Annotated in this window: 17 protein-coding genes and 1 tRNA gene; 12 read left to right on the top strand and 6 right to left on the bottom strand. The window is 72.5% G+C overall.

Annotated features, from left to right (window positions below):
- Positions 1 to 2: 2 nt before the first annotated feature.
- On the bottom strand, positions 3 to 518 hold the full coding sequence (locus EDF24_RS06875) for a GNAT family N-acetyltransferase (protein ID WP_123701772.1): 516 nt from the start codon (positions 516 to 518) through the stop codon (positions 3 to 5).
- Positions 519 to 587: 69 nt separating this feature from the next.
- Positions 588 to 2246, bottom strand: a complete 1659-nt coding sequence (locus tag EDF24_RS06880) for a glycosyltransferase family 39 protein (protein ID WP_185021588.1) — start codon at positions 2244 to 2246, stop codon at positions 588 to 590.
- 130 nt (positions 2247 to 2376) lie between these two features.
- Here EDF24_RS06880 and EDF24_RS06885 point away from each other — a divergent pair, with 130 nt between their 5' ends.
- The 5 genes from EDF24_RS06885 to EDF24_RS06905 all read left to right on the top strand — a co-directional run bounded on the left by EDF24_RS06885 (position 2377) and on the right by EDF24_RS06905 (position 6620).
- Entirely contained in the window at positions 2377 to 2784 is a 408-nt protein-coding gene (locus EDF24_RS06885; RefSeq protein ID WP_123655776.1) for a molybdopterin-binding protein, read from the top strand.
- A complete protein-coding gene (locus tag EDF24_RS06890; protein ID WP_123701776.1) occupies positions 2771 to 3910 on the top strand; it encodes a ThiF family adenylyltransferase in 1140 nt (379 codons plus the stop codon). Before EDF24_RS06885 ends, EDF24_RS06890 begins: the two co-directional genes overlap by 14 nt.
- A 63-nt stretch (positions 3911 to 3973) precedes the next feature.
- A complete protein-coding gene (modA, locus tag EDF24_RS06895; protein WP_123655774.1) occupies positions 3974 to 4777 on the top strand; it encodes a molybdate ABC transporter substrate-binding protein in 804 nt (267 codons plus the stop codon).
- A gap of 35 nt (positions 4778 to 4812) precedes the next feature.
- Positions 4813 to 5598 carry an ABC transporter permease gene (locus EDF24_RS06900; protein ID WP_123655773.1) on the top strand — a complete coding sequence of 262 codons (786 nt, stop codon included), beginning with the start codon at positions 4813 to 4815 and terminating at the stop codon, positions 5596 to 5598.
- A complete protein-coding gene (locus EDF24_RS06905; RefSeq protein ID WP_123701778.1) occupies positions 5595 to 6620 on the top strand; it encodes an ABC transporter ATP-binding protein in 1026 nt (341 codons plus the stop codon). Before EDF24_RS06900 ends, EDF24_RS06905 begins: the two co-directional genes overlap by 4 nt.
- Positions 6621 to 6771: 151 nt before the next feature.
- Here the strand turns inward: EDF24_RS06905 and EDF24_RS06910 are convergent, their stop codons facing one another.
- The 3 genes from EDF24_RS06910 to EDF24_RS06920 are packed head-to-tail and all read right to left on the bottom strand — an operon-like array spanning position 6772 to position 9511.
- Entirely contained in the window at positions 6772 to 7017 is a 246-nt protein-coding gene (locus tag EDF24_RS06910; protein WP_123655772.1) for a MoaD/ThiS family protein, read from the bottom strand.
- Positions 7014 to 8093 carry a GTP 3',8-cyclase MoaA gene (moaA, locus tag EDF24_RS06915; protein ID WP_123701780.1) on the bottom strand — a complete coding sequence of 360 codons (1080 nt, stop codon included), beginning with the start codon at positions 8091 to 8093 and terminating at the stop codon, positions 7014 to 7016. The genes EDF24_RS06910 and moaA overlap by 4 nt, the downstream gene beginning before the upstream one ends.
- The gene (locus EDF24_RS06920; protein ID WP_123701782.1) at positions 8090 to 9511 is read right to left on the bottom strand and encodes a glycosyltransferase family 87 protein; all 1422 of its coding nucleotides are present in this window, start codon (positions 9509 to 9511) and stop codon (positions 8090 to 8092) included. The genes moaA and EDF24_RS06920 overlap by 4 nt, the downstream gene beginning before the upstream one ends.
- A gap of 57 nt (positions 9512 to 9568) precedes the next feature.
- On the opposite strand from EDF24_RS06920, the gene EDF24_RS06925 reads away from it, so the two are divergent.
- From EDF24_RS06925 to pheA, 4 genes are read left to right on the top strand one after another with little or no spacing between them, the layout of a single operon-like run.
- Positions 9569 to 10846, top strand: a complete 1278-nt coding sequence (locus EDF24_RS06925; protein WP_123702581.1) for a molybdopterin-dependent oxidoreductase — start codon at positions 9569 to 9571, stop codon at positions 10844 to 10846.
- Positions 10843 to 11295 (top strand): hypothetical protein, encoded by a 453-nt coding sequence (locus tag EDF24_RS06930; protein WP_123701784.1) that lies wholly within the window; start codon positions 10843 to 10845, stop codon positions 11293 to 11295. Before EDF24_RS06925 ends, EDF24_RS06930 begins: the two co-directional genes overlap by 4 nt.
- A gap of 9 nt (positions 11296 to 11304) precedes the next feature.
- Positions 11305 to 11850, top strand: coding sequence for a MarR family winged helix-turn-helix transcriptional regulator (locus EDF24_RS06935; protein ID WP_123701786.1), 546 nt, complete (start codon positions 11305 to 11307; stop codon positions 11848 to 11850).
- 43 nt (positions 11851 to 11893) lie between these two features.
- Positions 11894 to 12850 carry a prephenate dehydratase gene (pheA, locus tag EDF24_RS06940; protein ID WP_123701788.1) on the top strand — a complete coding sequence of 319 codons (957 nt, stop codon included), beginning with the start codon at positions 11894 to 11896 and terminating at the stop codon, positions 12848 to 12850.
- A gap of 37 nt (positions 12851 to 12887) precedes the next feature.
- Here the strand turns inward: pheA and EDF24_RS06945 are convergent, their stop codons facing one another.
- Positions 12888 to 13958 (bottom strand): diacylglycerol kinase family protein, encoded by a 1071-nt coding sequence (locus EDF24_RS06945; RefSeq protein WP_123701789.1) that lies wholly within the window; start codon positions 13956 to 13958, stop codon positions 12888 to 12890.
- A 71-nt stretch (positions 13959 to 14029) separates the two neighbouring features.
- Here EDF24_RS06945 and serS point away from each other — a divergent pair, with 71 nt between their 5' ends.
- The 3 genes from serS (at position 14030) to EDF24_RS06960 (ending at position 16367) form a co-directional block, all read left to right on the top strand.
- A complete protein-coding gene (serS, locus tag EDF24_RS06950) occupies positions 14030 to 15331 on the top strand; it encodes a serine--tRNA ligase (protein ID WP_123701791.1) in 1302 nt (433 codons plus the stop codon).
- Complete coding sequence (locus EDF24_RS06955) at positions 15328 to 16191, top strand: HAD family hydrolase (protein WP_123701793.1); 864 nt, start codon at positions 15328 to 15330, stop codon at positions 16189 to 16191. The genes serS and EDF24_RS06955 overlap by 4 nt, the downstream gene beginning before the upstream one ends.
- A gap of 91 nt (positions 16192 to 16282) precedes the next feature.
- Positions 16283 to 16367: transfer RNA gene (locus EDF24_RS06960), tRNA-Ser, on the top strand.
- Positions 16368 to 16401: the final 34 nt, after the last annotated feature.

Below are 16401 nucleotides of genomic sequence, written 5' to 3' on the forward strand. Positions count from 1 at the left end.
CGTCAGTCGGCGAGGCGCTGGAACAGCACGTGGTCCTGCCACTCGCCGGCGATGCGCAGGTACCGCGGCGCGTAGCCGTAGCGCTCGAAGCCGTTCTTCTCGAGGACCCGCTGGGACCGCTCGTTGTGCGGGAGCGTCCCCGCCTCGACCCGGTGCAGCCCGAGCCGTTCGAACGCCATCCGGGTCGCGAGCCCCACGGCAGCGGTCGCGGCACCCCGGCCGCCGGCGTCCTCGGAGACCCAGTAGCCGAGCGTCGCGGAGCAGAACGCGCCCATCACGATCGAGTTGAGGTTCATCCGGCCGACCACGGCACCGTCGGTGGTGATCACGAGCGGCATCATCGTGCCCTGCTCGCGGCGGCGGATCGACGCCAGGACCTCGGTGCGCTGGCCGTCCTCGGTGAAGAACGAGTCCGGACGGTACGGGTCCCACGGGGCGAGCCAGGCGCGGTTCCGTGCGAGCAGGGACGCGAGGGCCGGGGCGTCGGCGGGTTCGATCGGGCGGACGTCGTGCTCCATCCCGGCAGCATGGCACAGGCCGCGACCGACGACGCCCCGACGCCCGGCAGCGCCACCAGGGCTGCGCCGTCAGTGCGCTCGGACGTACTCCGTCATGATCACGGTGCCGGTCTCCCAGTGCTGCTCCGCGACGAACCCGTGCGACCGGAGCACGGCGGCCGCCTCGGGTTCGATGTTCCGCGACGTCCCGCCGACGAACCACACGGTGTCGATGTCGTCGAGCCGGGCGGGGATCGTCGTCGCGAGGTCCCCGGTCCGGTTCCAGAGCACCCCCGACGCAGCGCCGTTCGACCGCACGCCGAGGTCGGTCATCCCGGTGAACGCCCACGGGTAGGACACCCGGATGATGTCGGCGGTCGTGCCCGGGTGCCCGTAGACGCTGCCGAAGACGACACCCTCGTCCGCATCGGGGCGGTCGTCGCGCGCCCCGTTGATGATGGAGGCGGCGTTCGCCCACGTCGAGTCCTGCTTCGAACGGGGGGTCTTCACGTCGATGGCGGTGGGGACGGAGAGCACGAGGGCGAGCACGACGGCGCCGGCCAGCACCGCGCGCGGACGGACGAGCGTGATCGCGAGGGCGATCAGGATCGCGACGAACGGCAGGCTGAGACTGGCGTACTTCGGCGAGTAGAGGTGCTCGCCGGCCGCGGTGACGCCGACGAGGACGGCGGTCGGGACGACGGCGAGCGGCAGCGCCACCCGGACCGCCTGCATCCGGAAGAGGGCACGCACGCTGGGGGACCGGCGGTGCGACTGCACCACGGCGGTGACCACGCCGATGCCCATCAGCGTCCACGCGCCGGCGGCGTACCAGTCCACCCCGCCGAACCAGGCGGTCGCGAACACCTGCGCGTCGGTCCGGGACGTGATGCCCGCGATCCAGGACACCTGCTTCGACTGTGAGGACACGGCCAGCACGAAGGGGGAGACCGCGCCGGCGGCAGCGACGGCAGCGATCGCCCACAGCACCCAGGTCCGACGGGAGACCAGCGGTGCGGGGAGCGCGGCGTCGCGTCGCGCCATCGTGGCCCGGCGGACCTCGAATCGCCGGGCGAACGTGATCCAGAGCAGCACCACGGCGTGGGCGACCACGGCGAGCGCGAGGTAGACGTTGAACGTGACGGCGACCAGTGCGAGGACGCCGTAGGTGATCCACCACCGTGTCGGCCGAACGCCGGACCGGGTCCGGCGGACCGCGGTCAGGGCGACGAGGGTCAGGCAGACCGAGAGCGTGGTGATGGTGGCGTACGGGCGGCCTTCCCCGCCGGCCCACTGCACCCGGGGGAGCGCCATGAACACCAGCCCGGCGGTGATGCCGAGCCGTTTCCCGCCGAGTCGACGGCCGAGGGCGACGACGAGACCGGCCGCGACGCCGATCGCGAGCGCGCTCGGGAACCGGAGCGTGAAGGGGGTGTAGCCGACGAGCCAGAACCAGACGTGCATCAGCGCGTAGTAGAGCCCGTGCACGGCGTCCACCGAGTGCAGCTCCGCCCAGAGCTGCGCCCACGTCCGCTGGGCGCTGGTGACCGTGGCCGCCTCGTCGTACCAGAGCGACGGGACCCAGGAGAAGGCGGCGGTCACGATGACCGCGATGGCCCCGACCGTGAGCTCGGGGGTGCGGACGACCGCGAGTCCGAGCGTGCCCGACGCACCACGCAGCCGCGCCCGCACCGACGATGCGGAGAGCGGGCGGGGGACGCGGACGGTGCCGGTCCGGGGAGAACTCACGCGCTCGACGGTATCGAGGGCCCCTGGGCGAGGACCCGGGGTCGTTCCCCGTGCGGCTGTGAAGGTCACGGTGGGATTCGGAGTGCTCACAGGATCCGACGGGTCGCCCGGAGCGGCTAGCATCCGGGACATGAGTCGGTTGCGGATCAAGGACGCTGCGCGGTACCTCGGGGTGAGCGACGACACGGTCCGTCGGCTGGTGGACGGCGGGACCTTCACACGCCTCGCCGACGAGTCCGGTCGGGCCGTGGTCGACGGGCGGGAGCTCGCGCGCCACGCGAAGGGCCACGGCGCGGCGCTGCCCGACCCGGCCACCGGTGTACGGAGTTCGGCACGGAACCGGTTCGTCGGGATCGTCACGGACGTGGTCGTCGACACCGTGATGGCGCAGGTCGAGCTGCAGTGCGGGCCGCACCGGGTCGTGTCGCTGATGAGCGCGGAGGCGGTCCGGGACCTCGGGCTCGAGGTCGGTTCGGTCGCGGTGGCCTCGGTGAAGGCGACGATGGTCACGGTGGAGACGCCGGATGACGACGACTGACCCGCCGAACCGCGCGACGACCGACCGCGCGACGACGGACCGCGCGACGACCGACCGCGCGACGACCGACCCCCTCAGCCCCGCCCGCCGCCGCCTGGGGTCCCGGACGGCCGCGCTCGACGCCGGCGGCGACCGCACGCTCGAGCGCCTCGCCGCCGCGAGCGTCCTCGTCGTCGGTGCCGGCGGCCTCGGCGCACCGGTCATCGCCTACCTCGCCGGCAGCGGCATCGCCCGGCTGACGATCGTCGACCCGGACACCGTCGACCCGTCGAACCTGGCGCGGCAGACGCTCTTCGGCGCGGCGGACGTCGGACGTCCGAAGGCGCAGGTCGCCGCCGACCGTGCCCGGGCGGTGGACCCGGAGTGCCGGGTCGAGGCCGTCGTGGACTCCTTCCACCCCGGCATGGTCGCCGGACACGACGTCGTGGTGGACGCGGCCGACTCGGTCGTCGTCACGCGGGCGATCTCGGACGCGTGCGCCGCCGCGCGGGTGCCGTTCGTGTGGGGGAGCGTGCTCGGCTACGACGGGCAGGTGTCCGTGTTCGACGACACAGGCAGCGCGGGCGGCCCCGCGGTGGACTTCCACGACCTGCACCCGGAGGTCCGGCCGGACGAGGGCTCGTGCGCGCTCGACGGGGTCCTGCCGGCCCTCTGCGGTGCGGTGGGGTCGGTGATGGCCGCGCAGGTGACCGCGCTCGTGGCCGGGCTGGGGGAACCGCTCGTCGGACGGGTGCTCAGCGTGGACGCCCGTCGGTGGCGCTGGACGGAGAGCCCGCTGCGCCGCGGCCCGGGCTCCCGACGTCCGGGACCGGCCGCGGAGCACGAAGCACACGACGACGCCGTCCGCATCGCGCCCGCGGCGCTCGCTGCCCGCGTCGCCGACCCTGCGGACCCGGTGGTCGTCGTCGACGTCCGCACCCCGGCTGAACTGTCGACGGGCACGATCCCCGGCGCCGTCACCCCCGACCAGCTGCACACGACCGGCACCGACTCCGACACCGCCCTCGTCGTCGTCTGTGCCCGCGGCCCGCGTGCGGTGGCATGGGCCGCCACCGTCGACCGGCCGACGACGATCCTCGACGGCGGCATGGAGGCCTGGCGACGCGAGGGACTGCCGATCGTCTGATCCGCATCTGCGGATATGCTTGCGCTGATGTGCCGTACGTGCGGCACCAGCGGGGAGAATCGCATGCGTTCCAGGTCCATCGCCACCGTCGTCGTCGGCATCGCCGGAGTCGCACTCCTCGCCGGCTGCAGCACGAGCAGCGACACCGCGGGCGCGGGCACCACCAGCGCCAGCGCCAGCGCGACCGGCCCCGCGGGCAAGATCACCGTGTTCGCCGCGGCCTCCCTCCAGCAGACCTTCACCGAGCTCGGCAAGGACTACGAGCAGGCCAACCCCGGCACCTCGGTCACGTTCTCCTTCGCCGGCTCGAGCGACCTCGTCACCCAGATCCAGAACGGCGCGCCCGCCGACGTCTTCGCGAGCGCCGACGAGCCGAACATGCAGAAGCTCACGACGGCCGACCTCATCGCCGGCAGCGCGCCCGCCTTCGCGACCAACGTGCTCCAGATCGCCGTGGCGCCGGGCAACCCGAAGGGCATCGACGACTTCGCGGACCTCGACGCCTCCGGTCTGCAGGTCGTCACCTGCGCGGCCCCGGTCCCGTGCGGCGCGGCGACGCAGAAGGTGGAGTCCGCGACGGGCATCACCCTGCACCCCGTCAGCGAGGAGCAGTCGGTCACGGACGTCCTCGGCAAGGTCGAGTCGGGTCAGGCGGACGCGGGGCTCGTCTACGTCACCGACGTGCAGGGTGCCGGCGACAAGGTGCAGGGCGTTGACTTCGACGCCGCGGACAAGGCCGTGAACACCTACCCGATCGGTGTCGTCAAGGGATCGTCGAACGCCGCCCTCGCGAAGTCGTTCAGCGCCTACGTGCGCTCCGCCGACGGCGAGAAGGTCCTGCACGCGGCCGGCTTCGGCAAGCCGTGAGCGCCGAGGCATGAGCACCCACCCGTGAGCGCACCGTGACCAGGGCCCCGTGGTGGCTGCCGATCCCCGCGGTCGTCGGCGGTCTCTTCGTCGTCGTCCCGGTGCTCGCGATGGTCGGCCGCGTGGACTGGTCGTCCTTCGTCGCCCTGGTCACGTCCCCGGCGTCGCTCACCGCGCTCGGCCTGAGCCTCGGCACCGCCGCCGCCGCGACCGGCATCGCCTTCGTCCTCGGCCTGCCCCTCGCGATCGTCTTCTCCCGCGTCCGCTCCCGCTGGGTGGGCCTCGCCCGTGCCGTGGTCCTGCTGCCGCTGGTGCTGCCGCCGGTCGTCGGCGGGCTCGCGCTCCTCGCGGCCTTCGGCCGGATCGGCCCGGTCGGCGGGTTCCTCGCCGACCACGGCGTCCGGATCGCGTTCACCACGGCAGCGGTCGTGATGGCGCAGACCTTCGTCGCGATGCCGTTCCTGGTCAGCGCGATCGAGGGCTCGCTCCGGATCGGCGGTGACCGCCTCGAGCGGATCGCGTCGACCCTCGGTGCGGGTCCGACGCGCGTGCTGTTCACCGTGACGATCCCGCGTGCGCTGCCCGGGATCGCCTCCGGACTGGTGCTCTGCTTCGCGCGGGCCCTCGGCGAGTTCGGCGCGACGCTCACCTTCGCGGGCAGCCTGCAGGGCGTCACGCGGACCCTGCCGCTGGAGATCTACCTGCAGCGCGAGGTCGACCCCGACACCGCGGTCGCCCTGGCCCTCGTCCTCGTCGTGGTCGCCGTCGTCGTGATCGGGTTGACGTCGGTCCGCGCCGGAGCACGGACGGTCGCCACATGACCGGGCTGCGCGCGCACGTCGTCCTGCGGGACCGCGACGTGGACGTCACGATCGGGGTCGGCCCCGACGAGTGCGTCGCGCTCGTCGGTCCCAACGGCGCCGGCAAGTCCTCGGTCGTCGAGGCGATCGCCGGCCTCGTCGCCCTCGACGCCGGCGGCATCGAGATCGACGGTCGCACCGTCGACGGAGCACGGCGACCCGTCCCACCCCACCGCCGCCGGGTCGGCCTGGTCGCCCAGCGTCCCGACCTCTTCCCGAACCTGTCGGTCGCCCGCAACGTCGGCTACGGTCCGCGCGCATCCGGTCGGTCCGGACGGGAGGCACGGATCGCCGCACAGGAAGCACTTGCCGTCGTCGACGCGGTCGGCTTGTCGAGCCGCGCCCCGGCCACCCTGTCGGGCGGGCAGGCGCAGCGGGTCGCGATCGCCAGGGCCCTCGCCGCCGGCCCGGCGGTGCTGCTCCTCGACGAACCCACCTCGGCGCTCGACGTCGAGGCCCGGGAGAGCGTCCGGGCCGCCCTCGGCACCGCGATCGCCGGTCGGCCGAGCATCCTCGTCACGCACGACCCGATCGAGGTCGTCGCCCTCGCCACCCGCGTCGTGGTGGTCGAGCGTGGCCGCGTGGTCGAGACCGGCACGACCGCGGAGGTCCTCGGGCGCCCGACCAGCGCGTTCGGCGCCGCGTTCTCCGGACTCGCGCTCGTCCCGGGGACGGCCACGGGCACCGGCATCGCGCTGGACGGCGGGGGCGAGCTGGCGTCGGCGACGCCCACCGAGCCTCCCGGCGGTGCTGTCCTGGCCGCCTACCACCCGACGGCCGCCGTCGTGACGCGGGACGGGGACGGACCCGTGCGCACCGTGCGGAGCATCGAGCCGCGGGACGGACTCGTCCGCGTCCGGGCCGGCGAACTCGTCGCCGACGTGACCGTCGCGGCTGCCCGGCGCCTCGCACTCGCGAGCGGCGACGCGGTGCACCTCACGGTTCCGCCCGGCGAGGTGGACGTCTACGCGCCCGGACGGTGACCGCGGTTCCCGCGCACAGGGGGTCGATTCGCGCGTAGGAGGTCGAATCGCGCGTGGGGAGTCGAATCGCGCGGAGGAGGTCGTTCCTTTCGACTGCCCACGCGCGTTGCAACTTCCCAGTGCGGGTGCGATGGGAAGGAACGTGCGCGGGTCAGCCGCCGGCGAAGGGGGGCATCACGTCGACCAGGGCGACGCCGTCGAGCGGGGTCGATCGGTCGCGGGTGCTGATGCCGTCGACCAGGTACGAGCACCGTTCCTGCAGCGCTTCCCACCGCAGCGCGTCCTCCGCGTCGACCGCACGGAGCGCACCGTCGAGGGTGGCTGCGTCGACGGTCGTCTCGTCGATGCCGACGGCAGCCCTGGCAGCCGCGAAGAACCGCATCGTGGTCATCGTCATCCGCCGATCGCGCTCATGCCGCGGGCCGGGTGCACCATGCCGTCCGCGTCGTCGCCGTGGTCGCGCGGCTTCGCCCACATCGCGAGCCGCCACGCGTCGAGGACCTCGGCATCGGAGGCACCCGCGCGCATCGGGCCGAGGAGGTCCGACTCCTCGTCGGAGAACAGGCAGCTGCGGACGTGCCCCTCGGCCGTGAGACGGGTGCGGGTGCAGTCCGCGCAGAACGACTCCGTGACGCTGGCGATGATGCCGACCGTCCCGAGGTGCGCTCCGGTGGCGCGCGAGGCGACCCGGAAGCGTTCGGCCGGGGCGCCGTCGCGCGGGGCGTCGTCCGGCGTCAGCACGTACTCCGCGCCGAGGATCCCGCGGGTCTCGGCGGCGGTGACCATGGTCGGGCCGTCCCAGGCGTGCCCGGGGTCGAGTGGCATCTGCTCGATGAACCGCAGCTCGTGCCCGCGCTCCAGGCACCAGGTGAGGAGTTCGGACGCCAGGTGGTCGTTCACACCGCGGAGGAGCACCGCGTTCACCTTCACGCCGAGGCCGACCGCGTCCGCGGCGGCGATGCCGTCGAGCACCCGGTCGAGGAACGGACGCCGGGTCACGGTGGCGAAGACGTCCGGGTCGACGGTGTCGAGCGAGACGTTCACCCGGGTCAGCCCGGCGTCACGGAGTGCCTGTGCCCGTCCGGCGAGGCCGATCGCGTTGGTGGTCAGCGACACCTCGACCGGGAGCGTCGCGCAGCGGGCGATCACGTCGACGAGGTCCCCGCGGAGGAGCGGCTCCCCGCCCGTGAAGCGGACCTTGCGGATGCCGAGGTGCTCGGCACCGAGGCGGACGAGCCGCTCGATCTCGGCAGCCGTCATCAGGGCGTCGCCCGGGATGACCGGCAGCCCCTCCGCGGGCATGCAGTACGTGCAGCGGAGGTTGCAGCGCTCCGTCAGCGAGACCCGGAGATCGATCGCCCGACGGCCGAAGCGGTCGACCAGCCCGTCGTCGCCGTCGGGCCGTGGCGGGACCGTGGTCGACGAGCGCACCCGTCGCAGCAGCCCGGTCGAGGGGAGTACGACGGCCGTCATGGCAGTGATGATACGTGCAGCCGCCGGTCACGCCCGGGGAGGAGCCGGTCGCGCCACCGCACCCAGTCCGACCGGTCCGTCCGGATCAGGGTGACGACGACGATGACCACGACCGCGGCGGCGAGCCACCACCGGTAGGCGTCGACCGACGGCCACACCCCGCGGAGGGCGATGGCGAGCGCGACGGACATCCACTCCCAGCGGCCGGAGAGGACCACGAACGGGATGAGCAGCAGCGCGTACCAGGGGTAGCGCGGCGTCACCGCGAGGAACGTCACCCCGATCATCAGCACCTCGCCGGACCAGGGGCGCGACGGGTCGGACAGGCGCCAAGCGAGCACCGCGGCGACCAGGACGAGCAGCCCCACCACGATCGTCCCGGCGTCGCCCTTGACGACGAGCGAGACGAGGGCGAACCGGGAGCCGTCCTCGTAGCCCTCTTCCGTGAGGTAGCCGGGCAGGTACCCGAGCACCTTCGTCCCGGTGACCGCGACGTAGGGGACGTAGAGCAGGCCGAACACCGCGATGCCGACCGGGATCGCCCACCAGTTCCGCCACCGCCCGAGGAGCGGTGGGTAGACGATCGCCGGGATGAGCTTCGCGCAGGTCGCTGCGCCGAGCATGATCCCGCCCCAGATCGGCCGGCCGAACGCGACGAGCACGGCACCGGCGGTGGCGAGGGCGGCGCCGATGACGTCGACGTGCGAGTTCGTCACCGCCTCGGAAGCGACGAGCGGCGACCACGCCCAGATCGCTGCCCACCACGCCGGACGGCCGGTGCGGCGGAGGACGGCGAGCAGCCCGACGGTGACGCCGAGCGAGACGACCAGGCCGGCGACCTGGAACGGCCAGTACGTCACCGTCACCGGGACGAACGCGCGGACCAGCGCGAACCAGAGCTCGGCCATCGGCGGGTAGATCGTCGGGACGTCCGGGCGGTTGATCGCCGTGCAGTGCCCGAGCGCGCCGTCGCCGAGCCCCCGGTAGCGGGGCTGGAGCGGGTCGCACGTGCCGCCGATCTTGTCCGGGAACAGCCACTCCGGACGGAGGGCCGCGAGCGCCTCGGACTGCGGGGTGTGCGCGTACGGGGAGATCCCGGCGTGCTGGACGATGCCGTCCCAGGCGTACCGGGCCGAGTCGGTGCTCGTGTTCGGCGGCCCCGCCAGCGCGGCGAGTCCCACCACGACGGCACCGCCGAGGACGATGATGGTCACCAGTCGCGGTGGCACGAACCGGAGCGCGACGACAGCGATGACGAAGACCGCCCAAGCGATCAGGGTCCACGCAACGAATGGTTGACGATGACCCGACCGGAGGAACCCCAGATGCGTGACGCCGACGGCGATGATGCCCGCGAGGGCCAGCACGCCGACGACGGCGAGCACGGTCGAGAACGGGTGGCCGAGTCGCAGTCGCATGGTCCGTCGAGGCTACCGACGTTCGTCCGGACGGCGTTGCACGACGCGAGGGCCGCGATGGCGTCGCCGAACCGGAACGCCCGTTCCGCCGTCGTCCTCGGGCGCCTGCTCGGCATCGCCTTCCTGATCTGCTTCGGCACCGGGCTCTACAGCCACCTGCTGCAGGACCCACTGCCCGGGATGCACTTCGCGACCCGGCCGGTCCGGCTCTACCAGTTCACGCAGGGGCTGCACATCACGGCGGGGATCGCGATCATCCCGCTGCTCCTCGCGAAGCTCAACACGGTGATGCCGGCGCTCGCCCAGGACCCGCCCGTCCGCGGGGCACTGCACCTGCTCGAACGGCTCTCCATCGCGGTGTTCGTCTCGGCCGCGATCGTGCAGGTCGGCACCGGACTCGTGAACACGTTCCAGTGGTACCCGTGGCCGTTCCCGTTCCGGCAGGTCCACTTCGCGCTCTCCTTCGTGCTGATCGGGTCGCTGGCGATCCACATCGGGACGAAGCTGCCGATCATCGTGCGGTACTGGCGGGCGCGGGACTCCTACGACGCGGACGGCCGGTTCGTCCACGACGACACCGTCGGCAGCGAACTGCCGGAGTACCACGGCACCGGGACGTACCCGCGGGGGATCACCGGCCGCGTGATGCGCTGGGCCGACGGGGCGGAGCCGCGCCGAGCCTCCATGCCGTCGCCGTCGCCGTCAGGGTCCTCGGGGGCCGCCGACGGACGACGCGAGCGGATCGCCCGCCGTGGCTTCTTCACCGGTGTCGCCGCGGCGACGGCCGGCGTCGTCGTGCTCACCGCCGGCCAGTCCTCGAAGCTCGCCGAGCCCTTCAACGTGTTCGCGCCCCGCAAGCGCGGGCTCGGCCCGAACGGCCTGCCCGTGAACCGGACCGCGCGCGCGGCCGGGGTGCTCGCGACGGCGACCGCTGCGGACTGGACCCTGACCGTCGCCGGACCCGCCGTGACGCGGACGTTCTCACGCGCCGAGCTCGTCGCCCTCGGCACGGCCGAGGCGGCGCTCCCGATCTCCTGCGTCGAGGGCTGGAGCCAGATGGCCAGGTGGAAGGGCGTCCGGATGCGCGACCTGCTCGCAGCCGTGCAGGCCGCCCCGGGGTCGCACGTGCGCGTGACGAGCCTCGAGCGGCACGGCGGCTACCGGATCATGGACATGGGACCGGAGTACGCCTCCGACCCGACGACCCTCGTCGCGCTCGAGCTGAACGGCGCGACGCTCGACCTGGACCACGGGTTCCCCGCACGGATCATCGCGCCCGGACGACCCGGGGTGCTGCAGACGAAGTGGATCGAACGGATCGAGGTGCTCTCGTGAGGGCCGCCCGGATCGTGCTCGTCGTCCTCGGCGTGCTGGTGCTCGCGTTCGGTGCCTACGTGATGGTCACGACGGTGAAGCCGAACCGGATCGGTGGCCTCGCGACCTGGCTGCTCGGTGCCGTGATCCTGCACGACGCGATCCTGTCGCCGTTCGTCGTGCTCGTCGGCCTCGGACTCCGTCGTGCCGGACGTGCCCTCCGCGTGTGGGTGCTCGTGGTGGTGCAGGCCGCGGTCGTGCTCGGCAGCGTCCTGGCGCTCGTCGTCATCCCGGAGATCGGGGCGAAGCACCACGGGGCGAAGAACCCGACCGTGGTGCCGTTCGACTACCTCGGGCGACTGCTGGTCGTCGAGGGCGTCCTGCTGGTCGTGGTGGTCGCCGCGCTCGTCGTGGGGTGGCTCACCGCGCGACGCCGATCGGCACTGGTTGAATCGACAACCATTTCGTAGGATGGGGTCATGACCGACGAGACACCCTGGCTGACGCGCGAACAGCTGCGCGCCTGGATGAAGCTCGTCGCCGTCATGGAACTCCTGCCGGCCGCGCTCGACCAGCAGCTCCAGCGCGACGCCGACCTGACGCACTTCGACTACATGGTCATCGCGATGCTCTCCGAGACCGACACCAGGACGCTCCGGATGTCGGCGCTCGCCGCGGCCACCAACGCCTCGCTGCCGCGGCTGTCGCACGTGGTGTCCCGACTCGAGAAGCGCGGACTCGTCTCCCGGTGCCCCTCCGTCGACGACCGTCGGGCGACCGACGTCCGGCTCACCGACGCCGGGTACGCCACCATCGTCGACGCAGCGCCCGACCACGTCCGGACCGCGCGGAAGTACGTCATCGACGCACTGTCCGACGAGCAGGTCGCACAGCTCGACGGCATCGCGAAGTCGCTGCTGTCGACGCTCGACCCCGAGGGACGGTTCGCGGCGCTGACGTACCCGCGGGAGGCCGACGACGCCGCGATCTGCGAGGCCCGCCTGACGGGGACCGCGGCCGACTGACGGGGGCACTGCGCGCGTGGGCGCTTGCAATAGGCTCGGCGGCATGAGCCAGCCCGACGCAGCGTCCGACACGTACAGCTACCTCGGACCCGCCGGCACCTTCACCGAGGCGGCGCTCAAGCTCGTCGAGGCCGCCGCCGGCAAGCCCTGGCGGAGCGTCAACAACGTCGGCGAAGCGCTCGACGACGTCGTCTCCGGCCGCTCGGTCGGCGCGGTGATCGCGATCGAGAACAGCGTCGACGGCGGTGTCAGCGCCACGCAGGACGCCCTCGCCCGGATCCCCGGCGTGCGGATCGTGGGGGAGTACCTGGTCCCGGTCGACTTCGTGCTCGTCGCGCGGCACGGCACCGCGCTCGCCGATGTCCGCACCGTGAACGCGCACCCCGTCGCCTACGCCCAGACCCACCACTGGCTCGAGGCGAACGTCCCCGGCCACGGGCACATCCCCGCGTCGTCGAACGTCGCCGCGGCGACCGCGCTGCTCGACACGAACCCCACCGCCGACGCCGCCGTGGCCCCACCCGGGATCACCGACCACCACGACCTCGTGGTCCTCGCCGACTCCATCGGGGACAACGCCAGCGCGGTCACCCGGTTCGTGCTCGTCTCGAAGACCCTGGCGATCCCGGCACGGACCGGTTCGGACAAGACGAGCGTCATCGTCGAACTCCCCGCCGACCACCCGGGTGCGCTCGTCGACATGCTCGAGCAGTTCGCGACCCGGGGGATCAACATGGGGCTGCTGACCTCACGGCCGATCGGCGACGAGCTCGGGCGGTACCGGTTCGTCATCGACCTGGACGGGCACGTGCTCGACGAGCGGGTGGCCGATGCGCTGCTCGGACTCCGGCGGTTCAGCCCGCGCGTGACGTTCCTCGGGTCGTACCCGCGGGCCGACCGGCAGGAGTCCGAGGTGCCGTTGCGCTACTCGGACGAGGCGTTCGTCGAGGCGCGGGACTGGCTCCGAGCGATCGTGTCGGGCGAGCCCGACCCGGCGTAGCGCCCGCGCCCGCGGGCGCTGCGCCGCGCTAGCCGCGCTAGCCGCGCTTGCGCCCGCGCGTCGGGGCGTCCGACGGCGCCGGCACCCGCACGCGCAGGGACCCCGGGTCGATGCGCGCCCGGAACGCCGAGATCTCACCGACCGGGTCCCCGTCGATCTCGAACTCGTCGGGCTTCTCGAGGCGCAGCACGAACTCCGAACCGCGGAGGTAGCGCAGCGGCCGTTCCTGCTTGGCGCGCGAGACGATGCGCCGGCCGACGATGGTGTTGCCGAGCGACGAGCGGCGGAACCACCGCAGGATCGCGTTCTCCCAGAAGATGCGCGCGCCGATGCGCACCCATCCGAAGAACCCGCGGGGACGCATCACGACGATGTCGAACACCCCGTCGTCGATCTCCGCCTCGGGCAGCAGCATCGCGTTCGCCTGGAGCATCCCGCAGTTGCCGACGATCACCGAGTGCCCGCGCACGGACTTCGTCGTCGACTCGTCGAGCCGGTACCGGAAGTCGAAGCCGTCGATGTCCCGCAGGGAGCGGAACAGCGAGTCGACGTAGGCGAGCCACCCGACGCGCTTCTTGAGTCCGGGTCGGGTGTTCGCGAGCATCCGGGCGTCGAGCCCGAGGCCGGCCATCACGAGGAAGCCGAACTCCTCCCGCGCGCCGTCCGGTCGTTCCAGCCGGAGCAGCCCGAAGTCGATCGGGCGGTCGTGGCCGGAGAAGATCATGTGCGCGCTCGCACCGAGGTCGTCGAGCGGCAGCTTCATGTTGCGGGCGAGCAGGTTGCCCGTGCCGCTCGGCAGCAGGGCGAGTGCGGCGTCGGAGCCGTGCACCACCTCGGCCACGGCACGGACGGTGCCGTCACCGCCGGCCGCGGCGACCACGTCGGCGCCGGCGTCGAGTGCCGCGCGGGCCATCCCGCCGCCCGGGTCCGCTTCCGTGGTCTCGAACCACAGGGTCTCGTGCCAGCCGGCTTCGCGTTCGTACTTCGCCACCGTCCGCTTCAGTGTGGGGAGGTGCACCTTGACCGGGTTGTAGACGACGGCGGCGGTGCGGTGCTCGGTGGCGAGGGCGTCCGACTGCGCGGGCGCGGTCTCCGAGGGAGATGACATGGATCAACGGTACCGGCGGGGCCTGCCAGCAGCCCGGCTTGGACGCAACGCGGTCTGGCTAAGATGCATGGGTGATTGACCCCCAGCTGCTGCGCGACGATCCCGATGTCATCAAGGCCTCACAGGCTGCGCGCGGCGCCTCCGTGGAGATCGTCGACGACGCGGTCGCCGCGGACGCCGCCCGGCGGAGTGCGATCTCGTCGTTCGAGGCGCTCCGAGCGGAGCAGAACGCGTTCGGCAAGACCGTCGCGAAGGCCCCGAAGGACGAGAAGGCCGCGCTCGTGCAGCAGGCCCAGGCCCTCGCCGCGCAGGTGAAGGAAGCCCAGGCGGCCGTCACCGCGTCCGAAGAGACGTTCAACCGGGTCGTCCGCTCGATCCCGAACGTCGTCCTGCCCGGCGTGCCCGAGGGCGGCGAGGACGACTTCGTCACGCTGAAGACCGTCGGCACCAAGCCGGAGTTCGACTTCGAGCCGAAGGACCACGCGGACCTCGGCGAGCTCCTCGACATCATCGACATCCCGCGCGGCGTGAAGGTCTCCGGGTCGCGCTTCTACTTCCTCAAGGGCCTCGGCGCCCGGCTCGAGATCGCGCTGATGTCGCTCGGCCTCGACCGTGCGATCCAGCACGGCTTCACACCGCTGATCACCCCGACGCTGGTACGCCCCGAGACGATGGCCGGCACCGGCTTCCTCGGCGAGCACGCGGCAGAGGTCTACCGGCTCGAAGCGGACGACCTCTACCTCACCGGCACCAGCGAGGTCGCCCTCGCCGGGTACCACGCCGACGAGATCCTGGCCTTCCCCACTGACGGAGACAGCAACGGCAACGGAAGCGACGCCGCCGACCGCGCCCTCCGCTACGCAGGCTGGTCCACCTGCTACCGCCGTGAAGCCGGCTCCGCGGGCAAGGACAACCGCGGCATCCTCCGCGTGCACCAGTTCAACAAGCTCGAGATGTTCTCCTACGTCCACCCGGACCAGGCGGACGCCGAGCACGAGAAGCTGATGTCGTACCAGGAGTCGATGCTCCAGGACCTCGGGCTGCACTACCGCGTGATCGAGACCGCCGCGGGGGACCTCGGCACGAGCGCCGCGCGCAAGTACGACCTCGAGGCATGGGTCCCGACGCAGGGCACCTTCCGTGAGCTCACCTCCACCTCGAACTGCACCACGTTCCAGGCCCGCCGCCTCGACATCCGCTACCGCACCGAGTCGGGCAAGACCGCGCCGGTCGCCACGCTCAACGGCACGCTCGCGACCACCCGCTGGCTCGTCGCGATCCTCGAGACGCACCAGCAGGCCGACGGCTCGGTCGTCGTGCCCGAGGTGCTCCGTCCGTACCTCGGCGGCGTCGAGGTGATCGAACCCCGATGAGCACCCCGCACGGTGGGCCGTCGACCCACGGCTCCGCGTCGACCACCCGCGTCAAGCGGTGGCTCGTCGCGCTCGACATCGACGGCACCGTGATGCGCGAGGACGGCGTCGTCACCCAGACGACCGTCGACGCGATCCGGGCCGCCGTCGCCGCCGGCCACCAGGTCATGCTCTCGACCGGCCGCAGCGAGGGCATGACCGTGCCCGTGCTGCAGACGCTCGGCATCGAGCCCGAGTACCTGGTCTGCGCGAACGGCGCGGTGACCCTGCGCCGCTCGGACGCTGCGCACGCGATCGACGGCTACGTCCGCGTCCACGTCGAGACCTTCGACCCGACCGACGTGCTGCAGACCATCCGCGGCGCGCTCTCGAACGCGGCGTACGGCGTCGAGTCGCCCGACGGCCACTACCTGCTCTCCGGCGAGTTCCCCGACGACGCGATGACCGCGTCCGGTGACCACGTCGACTTCGGCGAACTGCTCGGCGTCGCGGCCACGCGTGTCGTCGTGATCTCCCCGGAGCACGGGCTCGAGGAGTTCCTGGCGATCGTCGACCGGATGGGCCTGCACAAGGTCTCGTACAACGTCGGCTGGACCGCATGGCTCGACATCGCACCCGAGGGCGTGACGAAGGCAACCGCGATGGAACGCGTCCGCGAGTGGCTCGACATCCCGCGCTCCCGCGTCTTCGCCGCCGGCGACGGCCGCAACGACATCGACATGCTGCGCTGGGCGTCGACGTCCGGCCGCGGTGTCGCGATGGGCCAGGCTCCGGAAGACGTCGTCGACGCCGCGAGCGAGATCACCGGCGGCGTGACGGACGACGGCCTGGCGGCCGCACTGGACACCCTGCCGCGCTGAGCGGGTCCGTCGCGCTGGCGACGCTGCGCGGCCGGGAGGCTCGGCTAGACTCCTCGGGACGCGGTCACGTCTCGCCACGTGGCCGCGTCGTGGAGGGTTGTCCGAGTGGCCGATGGAGCCTGTCTTGAAAACAGGTGGGCAGCGATGTCTCGTGGGTTCGAATCCCACACCCTCCGCACTGGGCTCTGAGGCGCCGAGCGTAGCGTCGGC

The sequence above is a fragment of the Curtobacterium sp. PhB130 genome (assembly GCF_003755165.1).
Lineage (GTDB): Bacteria > Actinomycetota > Actinomycetes > Actinomycetales > Microbacteriaceae > Curtobacterium.